We start from the raw sequence: 16,337 nt of genomic DNA, 5'->3' as shown, positions 1-16,337 counted from the left end.
GCTGGCGGACACGCACGGTCAGCCGCTGGTTCCTGCCCGAAATCGGGCCTCCACTAATTCGAGAGAAAAATCGCCCCACCGCTTGACGAAGAACATAGGGACACCCCCCCGCATGGCTCTTCCCCCCGTATGACCCGAAGCGACGGCCGGCTACCGGCCGTCGCTTCGTCGTCGGTGGCGGTATCCCTAGGATGGTCAGAGACACCGGTCGCGGGAATTCCCCGCCCGGAGAGGAGACCCTTTATGCATGCCATCGTTGCCCGCCAGTCCGGAGGCCCGGAAGTCCTCGAGCTCGCCGAGGTGGACCGACCGACGCCGGGCCCTGGCCAGTTGCTCATCAAAGTGGCGGCCACGGGCGTGAATTTCATTGACACCTACCAGCGCGGCGGCATGTACAAGGTTGCCTATCCCTTCACACCGGGTGCGGAAGCAGCGGGCGTTGTCGAGGAAATCGGCGAGGGCGTGGACGGCTTTTCCGTGGGCAGCCGGGTTGCAACTGCCGAAGGCACCCGCTGTTATGCGGGCTACATCGTGCTTGACGCGGCTAAGGCGCTCCCTGTACCGGACGGCGTAGACCTTCTGACGGCGGCAGCGCTGCCCCTCCAGGGTATGACCGCCCACTACCTGATCAACACATCCTTCAAGGTGGAGCCCGGCCAAACCGTCCTGGTCCACGCCGGTGCCGGCGGTGTGGGTCTGCTGATTACGCAGCTCCTGAAGGCCCGCGGAGCCCGGGTTATCACCACGGTGTCCACGGACGAGAAGGAAACGCTGGCCAAGGGAGCCGGCGCGGACGTTGTGCTCCGCTATGAGGGATTCGCCGAGGCAGTCCGGGACCTCACCGACGGCGCCGGCGTCCAGGTGGTGTACGACGGCGTGGGGAAGGATACGTTCGACGGCTCGCTTGCCAGCCTGCGCACCCGCGGCTTCCTCGTCCTGTTCGGGGCCGCCTCCGGGGCGGTGCCGCCGGTGGATCCGCAGCGGCTCAACGCGGGCGGTTCGCTGTCGCTGACGCGACCGACACTGGCGCATTTCCTGCTCAATGAACAGGAGCGGCGCTGGCGCTCTGGCGAGATCTTCGCCGCCGTAGCCAACGGAAGCCTGAAGGTCAGGATCGGTGCCACGTACCCCTTGGCCGAGGCGCGACGTGCCCATGAGGACCTCGAGGGCCGGCGCACCACGGGCAAGGTCCTGCTGGTTCCCTAATGGCGCTCGCTTACGGATGAACGGAATATGAACCTTCAACCAATCAAGGACACCTTCCGTTCACTTTCCTCAGGCAGAATCCGTCCGTGAGTGAGCATGAGTCAAACGTCGTGGCCCTGCCGGAAGATCAATACCGCCCCCAGCTGGCCGGTTTGCCCCTGGCCCCGCCCGAGCGGACGCTCATGGCCATCCTGGAGGAATCGGCCACCCGCTTCCCGGAGGCATCGGCGCTCGACGACGGCCGGCGGTCCCTGAGCTACGCCGACCTGATAACCGCGGTCCGGGCCAAAGGGCGGGAACTCCAGGCCGCCGGACTGGGCGCCGGCGACAGGATCGGCGTGCGGATTCCGTCCGGGACCAATGAGCTCTACATCTCGATTCTCGCGATCCTGCACATCGGCGCCGCCTACGTGCCTGTGGACGCCGACGACCCCGAGGAACGTGCACGGCTCGTCTTCGGCGAGGCACGCGTGGCCACAGTCCTCACCGGTGGGGCCGCGGTCTCCGTACCTGGCCCCGGGGAACCCACAGAACGCCGTGGTGTTGAGCACCCTTCTGCCGAGCACCATTCAGCCAGGCCCGGCGATGACGCCTGGGTGATCTTCACCTCCGGGTCCACCGGCACGCCCAAGGGCGTCGCCGTCCAGCACCGCTCCGCCGCTGCCTTTGTTGACGCCGAAGCCCGGATCTTCCTGCAGGAGGAACACCTCGGCCCGCAGGACAGGGTGCTGGCAGGGCTTTCTGTCGCCTTTGATGCCTCGTGTGAGGAAATGTGGCTTGCCTGGCGTCATGGCGCCTGCCTGGTGCCCGCGCCCCGTGCCCTGGTCAGGACAGGAACAGACCTCGGTCCGTGGCTCATCAGCCACGGCATCACCGCCGTCTCCACGGTCCCTACCTTGGCTGCACTCTGGCCGTCCGAGTCCCTGGAGAGCGTCCGCCTGCTGATTTTCGGCGGCGAAGCCTGCCCGCCCGAGCTCGCGGAGCGGCTTGCCGTCCCGGGCCGTGAAGTCTGGAACACCTACGGCCCCACGGAAGCCACGGTAGTGGCCTGCGCTGCTCCCCTGGGTGGTCCCGGTCCGGTCCGGATCGGGCTGCCGCTGGACGGATGGGACCTGGCCGTAGTGGACGCTGAAGGACTGCCTGTCAGCGAAGGGGAAATCGGCGAACTGATCATCGGCGGCGTCGGACTGGCCCGTTACCTTGACCCGGACAAGGACCGGGAGAAGTACGCGCCCATGCCGTCCTTCGGCTGGGACCGCGCTTACCGTTCCGGCGACCTGGTCCGCTACGAAGCCGCCGGACTGATCTTTATGGGCCGCGCCGACGAACAGGTCAAGCTCGGTGGACGCCGGATCGAACTGGGCGAAATTGACGCCGCACTGCAGGCCCTCCCCCACGTCGCCGGAGCGGCGGCGGCCGTCCAGACAACCGCTGCGGGCAACCAGATCCTGGTGGGATACCTGGCTGCTGCTGATGCGGACCTGGATCTGGTGGCAGCCCGCGGCCTCCTGGCGGCGAGCCTCCCCGCACCGCTCATTCCGCTGCTGACCGTCGTCGACTCCCTGCCTACGAAAACCAGCGGCAAAGTGGACCGTCATGCCCTGCCCTGGCCACTGGCCGGGACGGGTGCGGCGGAGGCTGACGCTGCCCCGTTGAACCTGCCGGAAGATGCCGCCTGGGTGGCCGAACAGTGGACTGCCGTCCTTGGCAGCCCCGTATCAAGCCTCGACGCCGACTTCTTCGCCTACGGCGGCGGCTCGCTGTCGGCTGCCCAGCTGGTCTCCGCCCTCAGGGGCCGGTACCCGACCATCACGGTCGCCGACATCTATGCCACGCCCAGGATCGGGGCCCTGATTGATGCGGCCCGCCAGACACTTCCCGACGGAGTGCCCGCCGGACCGGCGCCGTCCAGGACTGTGCGCCCCACCGCGTTCAAGTCCCAGGTCTTCCAGACGCTGATGGGCATTCCCTTGCACATCCTGGTGGGGATGCGCTGGCTGACCTACCTGATGGCGGCAAACAACGTGCTGGCCGCCTTGGCAGGGTTCAGCGCCGCCCCCACAGTTTCCTGGTGGTGGGTAGCCGCGTCCTGGCTCGTCTTCGTCTCCCCGGCCGGCCGGATGCTGATTTCCGTGGCCGCGGCCCGGATCCTGCTCCGGAAGGTGGGGCCGGGGACGTACCCGCGCTCCGGGCGGGTACACCTGCGCCTCTGGCTGGCCGAACAGATCCAGGACCTCGCCGGCGCCATCAGCCTCGCCAGCGCACCGTGGGTGCCGTACTACGCCCGGGCGCTGGGCGCCAAGATCGGCAACAACGTCCAGCTGCACTCGCTTCCCCCGGTTACCGGGCTGCTTTCCCTCGGCAGTGGCTCCAACGTTGAGCCTGAGGTGGATCTTTCCGGTTGGTGGATCGACGGGGACATCGTCCACATCGGGGCGGTCCACATCGGGGCAGGAGCCAGCGTCGGGGCGCGCAGCACGCTGATGCCCGGCGCTTCCATCGGCGCCGGCGCCCAGGTGGAGCCGGGCTCGGCGGTCCTCGGCAAGGTGAAGGCCGGCCACCACGTTGCCGGGTCCCCGGCCGAGCGTCGGGGCAAGGCCAAGCACTCGCTGCCGGACACTCCCGCAGAACATCGGCTGATTGGCCGGCTCTGGTTCGCCGGATTCGCCGTGGCGTCAGCCGTGCTGGCCCTGATCCCCTACGTCTCCGCCGCCGCCGCGGCACTGGTGGGCTTTAGCTTCATCCAGGGCAGTGAATCGCTCTCCGCCGCCGTCCCGCAGCTCCTGCTCGCCCTTGCACCCGCGGCCCTCGTGTGGTTCGTCGTCAACCTGCTGCTCATTTTGATCACTACCCGGTTGCTCGGCATCGGCTTGGCGGAGGGCTACTACCGCGTCCGCAGCCGGATCGGCTGGCAGGTCTGGGCCACGGAACGTGTGCTGGACCTGGCCCGCGACCTGCTCTTCCCGATTTACGCGAGCCTCTTCACACCGGTCTGGCTGCGCCTCCTCGGTGCCAAGATCGGCAAAAATGTCGAGGCCTCCACTGTGCTGCTCATACCCAAGATGACCACCGTGGGAGAGGGCGCCTTCCTGGCCGACGACACCATGGTGGCCTCCTACGAGCTCGACGGCGGGTGGCTGCGGATTGCGCCCGCGAAGATCGGCAAGCGCTCCTTCCTCGGCAACTCCGGCATGACGGCTGCCGGCCGGAACGTCCCCAAGAACTCACTCGTCGCCGTCCTGTCGGCCACACCGGCCAAGGCCAAGTCCGGGACGTCGTGGCTGGGCAGTCCGCCCGTGCGGCTCCGGCGCACCGCCATCGCCTCGGATGACACGCGTACCTTCCAGCCGCCGCTGCGGCTCAAGTTTGCCCGCTGCCTCTGGGAACTGGGCCGTTTCATCCCCGTCATGACTACGGTCTCAATCGCGGCCGCCGTGATGCTTGCTTTTGACTGGCTGGCCGCCGCCTACAACTACGGGATTGCCGCAGCCCTGGGCGGCGTCGTTATGCTGCTGGCGGGCGCGGTGGCCGCGGGCAGCGCCGTCGTCGCCAAATGGGTCCTGGTGGGACGGATCCGTGCCGGTGAGCACCCGCTGTGGAGTTCATTCATCTGGCGCAACGAGGTGGTGGATACGTTTATCGAAATGGTCAGCGCCCCCTGGTTCGCGCGGGCAGCCACCGGGACACCGGCCCTGGTCTGGTGGCTCCGGTCGCTTGGCGCGCGGATCGGCCGCGGCACGTGGTGCGAAAGCTATTGGCTTCCGGAGGCGGACTTGGTCACCCTCGGGCGGAACTCCACCGTCAACCGTGGTTGTGTGGTCCAGACGCACCTGTTCCACGACCGTGTCATGAGCCTGGACACTGTTACCCTCGAAGACGGAGCGACCATGGGGCCACATGGTGTCATCCTGCCGCAGGCGAGCATCGGAGCCGGTGGAACCGTTGGACCGGCGTCGCTGGTGATGCGGGGCGAATCGGTTCCAGCCGCGACCTATTGGATGGGTAACCCGGTGAGCCCCTGGAGCGGTCCCGCAGGGTCCGCTCCAAAACCACGGTAGCCCGCAGTACCAGCTGTCCCGCCGCCCTACGCTGATCGGAAAGACCGTCTTATGAGTTCCCCCGCACCGAGCCCGACGGCCGCGAGTACCGGCCCTGCCCGCACGTCGGAGCAGGATGCTTCAGCACCTGATCCCTACATGCCGGGCCATGGCACGAACGCGTACAAAGTCAGCCGCTACGAACTGGACCTTGACTACAAGCTCAGCAGCAACCGCCTGAGCGGGCGCGCGGTCCTGAATGCCGTCACCCAGTATGCGACGGCGGCCGTGGTGCTGGACCTGATCGGGCTCCGGGCCACGAAGATCCAGCTCAGCGGGCGCCGGGTAAGAAAGTTCAGCCAGCGCGCCGGGCAGTTGGTTATTGTGCCCGAGGCCGCACTGCCGGCGGGCGAGGAATTTACCCTGGACATCCGCTACGAAGGCAACCCTGGTCCCCGGCGCGGGTTCTGGGGCGAGGTGGGCTGGGAGGAACTCACCGACGGCGTCCTCGTGGCTGGCCAGCCGAACGGCGCCGCCTCCTGGTTCCCCTGCAACGACCACCCCGGCGACAAGGCCAGCTACAAAATCAGCGTGACCACCGACGCCAATTACCGGGCCGTGTGCAACGGCACGCTGATCTCTCACACCAGCAGGTCCAGCCGCGAGACCTGGGTCTACGAGCAGGCCGAACCCATGGCCACGTACCTTGCCACGGTCCAGATCGGCCGGTATGAGTTCCTCACGCTGACTCCCTTCCCCGTGGACGGCCAGGTTCCGCAGTTCGCCGCCGTCCCGGCGATGTTGGTCGACGCGGCCCGTGACGGCCTGGCGAGGCAGCCGGAAATGATGCGCACCTTTGCCAGCTGCTTCGGGCCCTACCCGTTCCCGGAATATTCCGTGGTGGTGACCGAAGACGAGCTGGAAATACCGCTTGAGGCGCAGACGCTTTCCATTCTGGGCCGGAACCACCTGACGCAGGAGTGGGAGTCCCAGCGGCTTATCGCCCACGAGCTCGCGCACCAGTGGTTCGGGAACTCCCTCACTGCCGCATCCTGGGCGGACATCTGGCTCCACGAGGGCTTTGCCTGCTACGCGGAGTGGATCTGGTCCGAGGAAGCGGGCGTCCTGCCTGTCGCGGACCGGGCCGCCGCGGCCTGGCGGAAGCTGGCCGCCGGCAGCCAGGACATCATCGTGGGCGATCCCGGGCCGGAGCTGATGTTTGATGACCGCGTCTACAAGCGCGGAGCCCTGGCCCTGCATGCCCTGCGGATCCGCTGCGGCGACCTGGCATTTTTTGCGCTGTTGCACGACTGGACGGATGCCCACCGCCACGGTTCGGTGTCCACGGCGACCTTTATCCTCGCCGCGGACCGGGCCACCGGCCTGGACACTGAGGCATTGCTGCACCCGTGGCTGCTCGAGGCGGCCCTTCCGCCCCTGCCTGTGCGCTGACAGGCACGGAGCGCTGACAGGCAGCAGCTCTCCTACCCGGCCGGCGCGCTACCTGACGGTTCGTGAAACCGCGACGGCGGCGCGGAAGTTGAGCGGGAGGCCCGCCTCGCCGGCGGCCAGGTCCCGGATTTCCGGGCGGGACAGAACGTCGAGGGTGTCCGGGGCGGTAACGAGGCCGTCGCCCGTCATCTTGAGCCAGGCTTCCTTGCGCGCCCAGAGCCGTGCCCGCTCCTGCAGCAGCTGAGGCCCGGCCAGCCCGGCGAGGGCCGCGCGCTCGGCGGCGGTGAGGGCCACGCCGTCGAACCCTTCAAAGGCCATGCCGGACGGGTCCGCCAGGTCCACGCCCATGGTGACTCCGGCCGGTGGCTCCATCACGGCGCCCAGCAGGATCCAGCCGGAACTCCGGGACAGGCTCAGCGCGAGTGGCACCGGCTCGCCCTTGAGCGTGTAACTGGGCCTGCCGTGCGATAGCTCGGGGCCGGCGCCGCACCGGGGGCAGCTGAAGTGCGTGGTGAGGTCCGACGCCGGGACGTCCAGCAGTTCTGCTGCGAACGTTCGCAGGGCACGCCGGCCAGCCACAAAAACGGCCCGTGGGCCTGGCGCCAAGGCGGCGGCGCGGGCCAGTTCGGCAGGCCCCAGCACTACTGGCTGGCCACCCGCCATCGGGTCCTGCCCTCCCGGTAATCCGGGAGGGCAGGAACGCAGGACTGGCGCTGGCACCACCGGCCCCAGCATCTCTGGTGCCGGCCCTGCCATCCGGATCTGCGCTTACCGCTGGACAGCGCCGAAGCGCTCTGCAGCCAGGGCAACCGCGCTTTCGCGCGCAGCCGAAGCCTCATCAGCCGTCAGAGTCCGGTCCGTTGCCCGGAAACGCAAGCCGAAGGCCAACGATTTCTTGCCTTCTTCAATACCCTTGCCGGCGTAGACGTCGAACAGCGCTACGTCTTCCAATAGCTCGCCGGCGCCTTCGCGGAGCGCCTCGAGGACCTGGTCCGCGGGAATGTCCTGCGGTACAACCAGGGCAACGTCCTGGGTGGCCACCGGGAACGTGGAGATGTGGCGGGCCACAATCACATCCGCGGCTGCCTCGAACAGGGCATCGGCGTTGAACTCCAGCGCCACCGAGCGGGCGGGCATGTCGTGCGCGGCCAGGAGCTTCGGGTGCAGCTCGCCGGCGTAACCCACCACTTCACCGGTCCGCAGCGAGAGCTGGGCGGCACGGCCCGGGTGGAACGCCTGGTGCGCACCCTGGCTGACCACTACCTCCACGCCCAGGACGTCCCCGGCGAGCCGGGCGATGTCCAGCGCGTCAGACCAGTCCCACAAGCGCGGCGTGTGGCTGGCGGCCGCCGGTGAATCGTGGCCCGTAAGGACAGCGGCGACGTACAGCGGCTGGTCCGGGACGCCGTCGTACAGTGCATCCAGCACCTCGTCGGAAGGCTTGACGCCCAGCGGCGGGATGGACGGTGTTCCCACGGTCCCGCCGGGCAGGAAAACGAGGCCCGACTCGAAGAGCGCCAGGTCGCGGAACCCGCGGGAGTAGTTCCGCTTGGCCACCTCGATGAGCCCGGGGAGGATGGACGTGCGCAGGAAGCCGTGTTCCTCGCTGATCGGGTTCGCCAGCTTGACCGCGCTCCGGGCAGCACCCTGCTCGGCGACGCCGAACGTCGCGTTGGCGGCCTTGGAGACGAACGGGTAGGCCAGGACTTCGGTCAGCCCGGCGTCAGCCAGGGCCTGGATGAGCCGACGGCGCTGCTGCTGCACGCGGGTCAGGCCACGTCCCGGAGGTGCCACCGGAAGGGTGGCGGGGATGTTGTCGTAGCCCACCAGCCGCGCGATTTCCTCGGAGAGGTCTTCCTTGGTTTCCAGGTCGTTGCGCCAGCTGGGGGCGGTAACGGTCCAGCCGCCGTCGGCCTTTTCCACTACGGCACCGAGGTCCACCAGCGAGGTGGTGATCTGTTCTTCCGTGAAGTCGATGCCGATCCGCTGGGCGGCGAAGGCTGCCGGCAGCGCGATGGTTACGGCGTCCGGCGCGGTCCCGACGTCGGTCCCCGCCTGGTCAGCAACCCCACCGGCGAGCTCCACCAGGAGGTCAACAACACGCTGGGCAGCGATGTCCGCCACGTGCCAGTCAACGCCGCGTTCGAAGCGCTTGGACGCCTCGGACGGCAGCTTGTGCCGGCGTCGGGAACGGCCAATGGACACCTCATCGAAGTGCGCCGCCTCAACCAGGACGTTCGACGTCGAATCACTCACCTCCGTGGCTGCACCGCCCATCACGCCGGCAATGCCAATCGCGCCGGAACCGTCGGTGATGAGGAGGTCCTCGACGTCGAGCGTGCGCTCCTTGTCGTCCAGGGTGGTGATCTTCTCCCCCGCGACGGCGCGCCGGACCACGATGTCGCCGGACAGTTTGTCCAGGTCATAGCAGTGCGTGGGCTGGCCAAGCTCGAGCATCACGTAGTTGGAGATGTCCACCGGCAGGGAGATGGAACGGATCCCGGCAAGCCGCAGCCGCGAGGTCATCCACGGGGGCGTCGGCTTGGTGGCGTCGACGCCGCGGACGGTGCGGGCCACAAAACGGTCGCAGCCGGGCTTGCCGTAGACGGGCGCGTCGTCGTTGAGCTTCACGCCATAGCCGCCGGAAAGGTCTGCCGGGGCCTGGACCTTGGTGGCGGGGTCCGTGAAGGAGGTGCCGGTGGCGTGGGCGTATTCACGGGCCACACCACGGATGGAGAAGGCATAACCGCGGTCCGGGGTCACGTTGATCTCGGCTGCCTGGTCATAGAGGCCCAGCAGTTCCATGGCGTCCGTGCCGATTTCCGGATCCAGCCCGATGCGGGACAGGACCAGGATGCCGTCGTGGTCCTCGCCGATGCCAAGCTCGCGCACGGAGGCGATCATGCCGGCGGAAAGGTGGCCGTACGTCTTCCGGGCGGAGATCCGGAAGTCGCCGGGCAGGACCGCTCCGGGCAGGGTGACCACCACTTTGTCGCCCGCAACGAAGTTGTGGGCGCCGCAGATGATCCCCTGCACGCCGGACGGGTCGATGCCGTCGCCGGTGAGGGTCTGTTCCTGGCCTTCAGGGACAACCCGGACCTGGCACCAGTTGATGGTCTTGCCGTTGGTCTGGGGTTCCTTGACGATGCTCAGGACCTGGCCCACCACTATCGGACCCTGCAGAGTGTCCGTGGGGCGGTGGACGTCCTCTTCTTCAAAACCGACCTTAACCAGTTCGGCCATCAGGTCTTCGGCCGTTGCTCCGGCCGGTACTGCTGCGAATTCACGCAGCCAGGAAAGTGGGATACGCACTGTTAGATCTCCATCCCGAAGTGCTCGCTGAAACGTACGTCGCCTTCAATCATGTCGCGCATGTCGCCCACCTCGTTGCGGAACATAAGGGTGCGCTCGATGCCCATGCCAAAAGCAAAGCCTGAATAGATGTCCGGGTCGATGCCCGCGGCCCGGAGGACATTGGGGTTGACCATGCCGCAGCCGCCCCACTCGATCCAGCGCGGGCCGCCCTTGGCGCCCGGGTGCCAGATGTCCAGCTCGGCGGACGGCTCGGTGAACGGGAAGTAGTTCGGGCGCAGCCGGATCTGGGCTTCGTCGCCGAACATCTGCCGGGCGAAGCGCTCCAGCGTTCCGCGGAGGTCCGCCATGCTCAGGTGCTTGTCGATGGCCAGGCCCTCGAACTGGTGGAACACCGGGGTGTGGGTGGCGTCCAGCTCATCAGTGCGGAACACCTTGCCGGGGCACAGCACATAGATGGGTACTTCGCGTTCCAGCATGGAGCGGACCTGCACCGGGGAGGTATGCGTGCGCATCAGCAGGTGCGCCTCGGGCGGCTCGATAAAGAACGTGTCCTGCATTTCGCGGGCCGGGTGGTCCGGCTTGAAGTTCAAAGCGTCGAAGTTGAACCACTCCGATTCCACTTCGGGGCCCTCGGCGATTTCCCAGCCCATACCAACAAAGATGTCCGCCACGCGGTCCTGCAGCGTGGAGAGCGGGTGACGGGCTCCTGCCCGACGACGGCGGGGCGCGGCAGTGACGTCCACTGTCTCTTCCAGCAGGATCCGGGCGTCGTTTTGGGCTTCCAGCTCGGCGGTACGGTCCGCGAGCGCCTTGTTGACCCGGCCCCGGGAGGAACCCATGAGCTTGCCGGCTACGGCCTTCTGGTCTTTCGGCAGTCCGCCGATTTCCCGGTTGGCCAGGCTGAGCGGCGATTTCTCGCCGGTATGGGCCAGCCTCACCGCCTTGAGTTCGTCAAGGGAGCCGGCGCCGGCAATGGCGGCGATGGACTGGTCTACAGCGGCAGTGATGGCGGCTTCATCCGTAGGGTTCGGGATGGCGGCGCCCGGCAAAGTTTCAGTCATCTACTGTTCTTAGCTACGAGTCGGGGCTGCCGGTGAGGGGTGCAGCCGCACACGGTTTCCCGGCAGCGCATCCGTCACTGGCAGGTCATTCCGTGAATCCATGCTTGATGAATGCACTCGATGACCAGGTCAGGGCACACCGATCGAGACTGGCGGCCACTATCCTCCAGTCTAAGTGAAGGCTCCGGCTACCATGGCCTCATGACACAAGGGCAGGGCCGGGCAGCCGCGCAGCTGTTGACGCCTGGGCAGTTGAGGGCTGGCAGTTGACGGCAGGGCAGCGGGTACGGCAGCTGGCCAACCTGGCCAACGGCACCACCCTGCTGGGTCTGGCCGTTGCTGCGGCTGCGGGAACCGCCGTCAGTCAGGGCCCCCGAGGACTGGTCATAGCGTCCGGCTACCGGTGGCGCATTCCGTATGCGGGGGCCTTCACCATAGGCAACGTGGTTATCTGCCGGATCCGGACTGAAGGCCTGACCTCCAATCCGGCGCTCCTGGGGCATGAGGAAAAGCACTGCAGCCAATACGCCTGCTGCCTGGGACTGCCCTTCCTTCCGCTGTATTTCCTGGCTGCAGGCTGGTCGCTGCTCCGGACGGGCGATCCGGCGGCGGCAAATTTCTTCGAGCGGCACGCCGGCCTGGCAGCCGGGGGTTATGTTGACATCAGCGCATCAAGGCGGGCTCCCCGGGGCGCCGGCAGAATCGAGGTCTGACAATGACGGGCGAACCCAACACGAGGGCCAATTACAGGACCATCACCGTGACCGGAACGGGGACGGCCGAGGCGCCACCTGACCTGCTGACCATTTCCGTGGGCATCGAATGCAGGCGGGACAGCGTGGGCACCGCGTATGCGGATGCGGGATCATCGTCCGGCGCTGTATCCGGTGCGCTCCGCCAGCATGGCGTGGCCGACGCGGACATCCGGACGTCCGGTCTGAACGTCCGGCCGGAGTTCGTCTGGCGTGACGGCGGGGGCCAGCAGGTGACCGGGTATGTGGCCTCCAGTGTGCTTACCGTACGCCTGCGCCAAGTGACTGCGGCGTCCGGCGTTATTGCCGCCGTCGTGGATGCCGCCGGCGATGACGTGCGCCTGAACGGACTGGAGCTTGGTTTCTCGGATGAGTCAGCCGTTGCCGCCCTTGCCCGGGAAGCTGCGTGGCAGGATGCCGTTGCCCGGGCCGAACAGTTTGCATCCCTGGCGCCCGCGCGGCTTGGCGCGGTGATCTCCATTGCCGAGCACCCCGATGCGCCCGGGCCGGTTCCGGTGGCCCGGGTCCAGCGCGCGGCCGCCAGCGAAGCCATCAGTGTGGAAGCGGGCCACGCGGGCATTAACGCCTGCGTCACCGTGGTGTGGGAGCTGCAGGCCTGACGGTTCCCGCCGGGCGGGGGTGAGCCCGGCGCGCGGACTTCCGCAGTGTCCGGTCCTTGACTTAAGTTCGAACATATATTCGAATAGAGGACATGAGATGGGATGCACAAGCACTGATGCCCCGGCCCGCCGATGACCTCGGAAGTGGCCCATCACCAGCCATGCTCCCCCTTGCCGGGTTGGTCCGTTCGGTCACCACCCCCGAATTCGCCGGCATCACCTTCCATGAGGTCACCGCCAAATCGGTGCTCAACAAGGTGGTGGCCGGGTCGCGGATGCCGTTTGAGTGGACCGTCAACCCGTACCGCGGCTGCAGCCACGCCTGTGTTTATTGTTTTGCGCGCAAGAGCCACACGTACCTGGACTTTGACGCCGGGCTGGACTTCGACAGCCAGGTGGTGGTCAAGGTCAATGCCGCCGAGGTCCTCCGGAAGGAGCTGGCCAAGCCCTCCTGGGGCCGCCACCAGGTGGCCCTTGGCACCAACACGGATCCCTATCAGCGGGCCGAGGGCCGCTACCAGCTGATGCCGGGAATCATCACGGCGTTGGCTGACTCAGGAACGCCGTTGTCCATCCTCACCAAAGGGACGTTGCTGGCCCGGGACATTCCGCTCCTGAAGCGGGCTGCCGCCCAGGTGCCGGTAGGAGTTGGCATTTCCCTGGCCATGACGGACGAGGCACTCTCCGAAGCCGTAGAACCAGGCACGCCAGGGCCGCGTGCACGGCTGAAGCTGGTCTCCCGCTTACGCGATGCCGGGCTCCCCTGCGGCGTTATGGCAATGCCCATCCTGCCGTGGCTCTCTGACAGCGACGAAGCGCTCGATGCACTCTTCGGCTCCCTGGCCGCCGCAGGAGCCACCGGTGTGACGGCCGGCGCCCTATACCTGAAGCCGGGTACCCGGGAATGGTTTATGCAGTGGATTGCCGGGAACCACCCGGAACTGGCAGGCCGCTACCGGAGGCTCTACGGCACAGGCTCCTATGCCTCCAAGGAATACCGCACGTGGCTGGCCGCGAAAGTCCGCTACTTCAAGCAGCGGCACGGGTTCACCAGCGGCCACGGTTTCAGCCACCGTGACCTCGAGGACGATCCCCGCGGCGAGGAAGCCCAGTATCCAGCCGGGAGTATCCCGTCCATCCCCGGCGGCACACAGGAACGGCCGGCTGGGGAATCCCAACCGGCCGCCGCCGGGCCGCGTCAGCAGCCCACCCTGTTCTAGGGGCAGTTTCCTAGCTGGCCGGAATGACCAGGCCCTTGTACTTCTCCTGCAGGAAGTCCTTCATGTCCTGGGAGGTCAGGATCTTGTAGAGCTTCTGGACACGCGGATCGTCCTTCATCTCGGCCTTGACAGCCAGCACGTTGTAATAGGCGCTGTCCTTGCCTTCCACCAGCAGCTGCTTGTCTGCGCTCAGGCCGGCCGGCAGCGCGAACGCCAGTGTCACAATGGCGGCGTCCTTGTCGTTGAGGGCCTGCGGGAGGCTGGCGTTCTCAATCTCCGTGAACTGGATGTTCTTCGGGTTGGCCGTGATGTCCTTGAGCGTGATGGGGTTCTCGGTCACCTCGATCAGGCCCTTGGACGCCAGCAGCTTCAGGGCGCGGGATTCGTTGGTGGGATCGTTGGGGATGGCCACGCTGGCGCCGTCGGGCAGGTCCTGCAGTTCCGCGATTTCATTCGAGTAGAGCGCCATCGGCGGCAGGTAGACCTTGCCGACGCTGACCAGGTTCTTACCGGACGCCTTGTTGTACGTCTCCAGGAAGGTGGTGTTCTGGAAGAGATTGGCATCAATGTCACCGTCGCTGACGGCGGGGTTCGGCGTGTTGTAGTCGCTAAACTCCTTGTACTCGACCGTCAGGCCCTCGGCCTCAGCAAGCTCGCGCTGGACGTGTTTGATCATGTCCCCGGCGGGGACGGCCAGGGCCCCCACTTTGATGGTGCTGGACGCATCGGAAGAGGTGCCGGAACCGCAGGCGGACAGGGCCAGGACGGCTGCGATACCGGCGGCTGCGGCTTTGAGGACATGTGTTCGGATCATGGGGATCTCTTTCAGGATGGTGCGGGGTGATTTGGGGATGCGTGCGCCCTGGGGATGCCGGCGCCTTGGACTGCGGGGCGCTGTGGTCAGTGGTGGGAAAGCCTGCGGGCGGCGAAGTTCCCCAGCGACTGGAAGATCTGGACGAGCAGGATGAGCAGGATCACGACGCCGAACATGTATTCGGGGCTGTAGCGCTGGTAGCCGTAACGGAAGGCAACGTCTCCCAGGCCGCCGCCGCCCACCGCACCGACCATTGCGGAGTAACCGATCAGTCCGACCACCGTAGTGGAGAGCCCGAGCGCCAAGGCAGGCACTGCCTCGGCAATCATGACCTTGGTCAGGATGGTCCAGCGGGTGGCGCCCAGTGACTGGCGGCCTCCACGAGTCCAACAGGAACCTCGCGGATGCCTATTTCCACCAGTCTGGCAAAGAACGGGATGCCGGCAATCGTCAAGGGGACGATCGCTGCTGTGGGGCCAATGAAGGAGCCGGCGATGAGCCGCGTGAACGGAATCAGCAGGATCATCAGGATGATGAAAGGAATGGAGCGTCCAATGTTCACAGCAGGTCCAGGACCCGATTGACCACGAGGCCCAGCGCCCGGCTGCCGAGCGGCCGCGAGAGGAGTCCGCGGATTCCGTGGTCACCAGCAACACACCGGCGGCGAGCCCGAACAGGACGGTGAACAGCAGGCTGACGCCCACCGTGTAGAAAGTTTCCCCGCTGCCCTTGAGGATCGTCTCGAACCAGTCTGCCCAGAAGTACGGATCATTGCGGTCAATCACTTGATTACCTCCACAAAAAGTCCCTGCGACCGAAGGTCGGCTATGGCGGCGTCCACGGCGTGCCTCTCCCCCGGAAGTTCCAGCCTGGTCCGCCCGGTCTGGTGCCCGTGGATGGTTTCGAGTGCGGCGCCGAGGATCCCGACGTCGATGCCGTGTGTGCGCGCCAACTGGGCGATGACAGGGCGGTCCGCGGTCACGCCTGTAAAAGGTGATCTCCACGATGGTGTTCGCGGTCTCAGGAATCTCACCGAGGGGAAAAAGCACATGGCCAAGAAGGGACTTTCCCGTGGTCAACAACTCTTCGACCGATCCCTGCTCCAGGATTCTTCCCTGGCTCATCACGGCGGCGGAGTCACAGATCCGTTTCACGACGTCCATTTCGTGGGTGATCGGGAGCACGGTCAATCCCAGGTCGTTGCTGAGCTGCCGGATCAGGTCCAGGATCTGCTGCGTTGTTTCAGGGTCCAGCACCGAGGTTGCCTCATCGCTGAGGAGGACGGACGGACTGGACGCCAGGGCGCGGGCGATGCCCACCCGCTGCTTCTGGCCGCCGGACAGCTGGGCGGGATATGCCGAGGCCTTTCCATGAAGGCCGACAAGCTCCAGGATTTCCAGGGCGCGCGTACGGCGCTGCCCGCGGCTGGCCCCGGTGATTTCCAGTGACAGCTCCACGTTCGCCTGGACAGTGCGGCTGCTGAGCAGGTTGAAGTGCTGGAAGATCATGCCGATGTTGTGCCGTGCCGCGCGCAGTTCCGCCCCTTCCAGGGTGGTCATGTCACGGCCGTCAACGGTGGCGCTGCCGGAATCGGGACGCTCCAGTGAATTGATGGCCCGGATCAGGGTGCTCTTGCCGGCACCGCCCTGACCCACCACGCCGAAGATCTCACCTTGGCGGACGGTCAGGGAGACATCGTCCAACGCCCGCACCCGGGCTGTCCCCGAGCCGTAGTTCTTGGTGACCGGCTTACCGAAATCATGGCGCTCCTCAGAAGTTCTGTGCTGTGGTGAATCCGGAATGGCCTCCGGGGGAAACGGCGCGCGTCCGGCGCGGCCATCCTAAAGATTCTGCCAAGTC

General features: G+C 66.7%; 11 protein-coding genes. 6 read left to right on the top strand and 5 right to left on the bottom strand.

Going from position 1 to position 16,337, the window contains the following annotated elements; all coding sequences use genetic code 11:
- The first annotated feature begins 243 nt into the window (after positions 1 to 243).
- The 3 genes from AC50YA_RS15270 to AC50YA_RS15260 all read left to right on the top strand — a co-directional run bounded on the left by AC50YA_RS15270 (position 244) and on the right by AC50YA_RS15260 (position 6,695).
- Positions 244 to 1,206 (top strand): quinone oxidoreductase family protein, encoded by a 963-nt coding sequence (locus tag AC50YA_RS15270; RefSeq protein ID WP_494983098.1) that lies wholly within the window; start codon positions 244 to 246, stop codon positions 1,204 to 1,206.
- Between the two features lie 182 nt (positions 1,207 to 1,388).
- On the top strand, positions 1,389 to 5,264 hold the full coding sequence (locus AC50YA_RS15265; RefSeq protein ID WP_494983106.1) for a Pls/PosA family non-ribosomal peptide synthetase: 3,876 nt from the start codon (positions 1,389 to 1,391) through the stop codon (positions 5,262 to 5,264).
- Positions 5,265 to 5,315: 51 nt separating this feature from the next.
- Positions 5,316 to 6,695, top strand: a complete 1,380-nt coding sequence (locus AC50YA_RS15260; RefSeq protein WP_494983097.1) for a M1 family metallopeptidase — start codon at positions 5,316 to 5,318, stop codon at positions 6,693 to 6,695.
- 48 nt (positions 6,696 to 6,743) lie between these two features.
- On the opposite strand, the gene AC50YA_RS15255 is transcribed toward AC50YA_RS15260, so the two are convergent.
- The 3 genes from AC50YA_RS15255 to pheS all read right to left on the bottom strand — a co-directional run bounded on the left by AC50YA_RS15255 (position 6,744) and on the right by pheS (position 11,071).
- Positions 6,744 to 7,358 (bottom strand): 4'-phosphopantetheinyl transferase family protein, encoded by a 615-nt coding sequence (locus AC50YA_RS15255; RefSeq protein ID WP_494983096.1) that lies wholly within the window; start codon positions 7,356 to 7,358, stop codon positions 6,744 to 6,746.
- A gap of 105 nt (positions 7,359 to 7,463) precedes the next feature.
- Entirely contained in the window at positions 7,464 to 10,007 is a 2,544-nt protein-coding gene (gene pheT, locus AC50YA_RS15250; RefSeq protein ID WP_494983095.1) for a phenylalanine--tRNA ligase subunit beta, read from the bottom strand.
- Between the two features lie 2 nt (positions 10,008 to 10,009).
- The gene (gene pheS, locus AC50YA_RS15245) at positions 10,010 to 11,071 is read right to left on the bottom strand and encodes a phenylalanine--tRNA ligase subunit alpha (RefSeq protein WP_494983094.1); all 1,062 of its coding nucleotides are present in this window, start codon (positions 11,069 to 11,071) and stop codon (positions 10,010 to 10,012) included.
- Positions 11,072 to 11,337: 266 nt separating this feature from the next.
- Here pheS and AC50YA_RS15240 point away from each other — a divergent pair, with 266 nt between their 5' ends.
- The 3 genes from AC50YA_RS15240 (at position 11,338) to AC50YA_RS15230 (ending at position 13,663) form a co-directional block, all read left to right on the top strand.
- On the top strand, positions 11,338 to 11,784 hold the full coding sequence (locus AC50YA_RS15240; protein WP_494983093.1) for a hypothetical protein: 447 nt from the start codon (positions 11,338 to 11,340) through the stop codon (positions 11,782 to 11,784).
- Between the two features lie 2 nt (positions 11,785 to 11,786).
- Positions 11,787 to 12,443: an SIMPL domain-containing protein gene (locus AC50YA_RS15235; protein WP_494983092.1), complete on the top strand. Its 657-nt coding sequence runs from the start codon at positions 11,787 to 11,789 to the stop codon at positions 12,441 to 12,443.
- Between the two features lie 92 nt (positions 12,444 to 12,535).
- Positions 12,536 to 13,663 carry an Rv2578c family radical SAM protein gene (locus AC50YA_RS15230; RefSeq protein ID WP_494983091.1) on the top strand — a complete coding sequence of 376 codons (1,128 nt, stop codon included), beginning with the start codon at positions 12,536 to 12,538 and terminating at the stop codon, positions 13,661 to 13,663.
- 10 nt (positions 13,664 to 13,673) lie between these two features.
- On the opposite strand, the gene AC50YA_RS15225 is transcribed toward AC50YA_RS15230, so the two are convergent.
- Together AC50YA_RS15225 and AC50YA_RS15220 are read right to left on the bottom strand one after the other, a co-directional pair.
- Positions 13,674 to 14,477, bottom strand: coding sequence for a MetQ/NlpA family ABC transporter substrate-binding protein (locus AC50YA_RS15225; protein ID WP_494983090.1), 804 nt, complete (start codon positions 14,475 to 14,477; stop codon positions 13,674 to 13,676).
- Positions 14,478 to 14,563: 86 nt separating this feature from the next.
- Positions 14,564 to 16,189, bottom strand: coding sequence for an ATP-binding cassette domain-containing protein (locus tag AC50YA_RS15220; protein ID WP_494983089.1), 1,626 nt, complete (start codon positions 16,187 to 16,189; stop codon positions 14,564 to 14,566).
- Between the last annotated feature and the right edge of the window lie 148 nt (positions 16,190 to 16,337).

This window comes from Pseudarthrobacter sp. RHLT3-21, from assembly GCF_059383495.1.
This window is presented reverse-complemented; position numbering and strand designations above follow the sequence as displayed.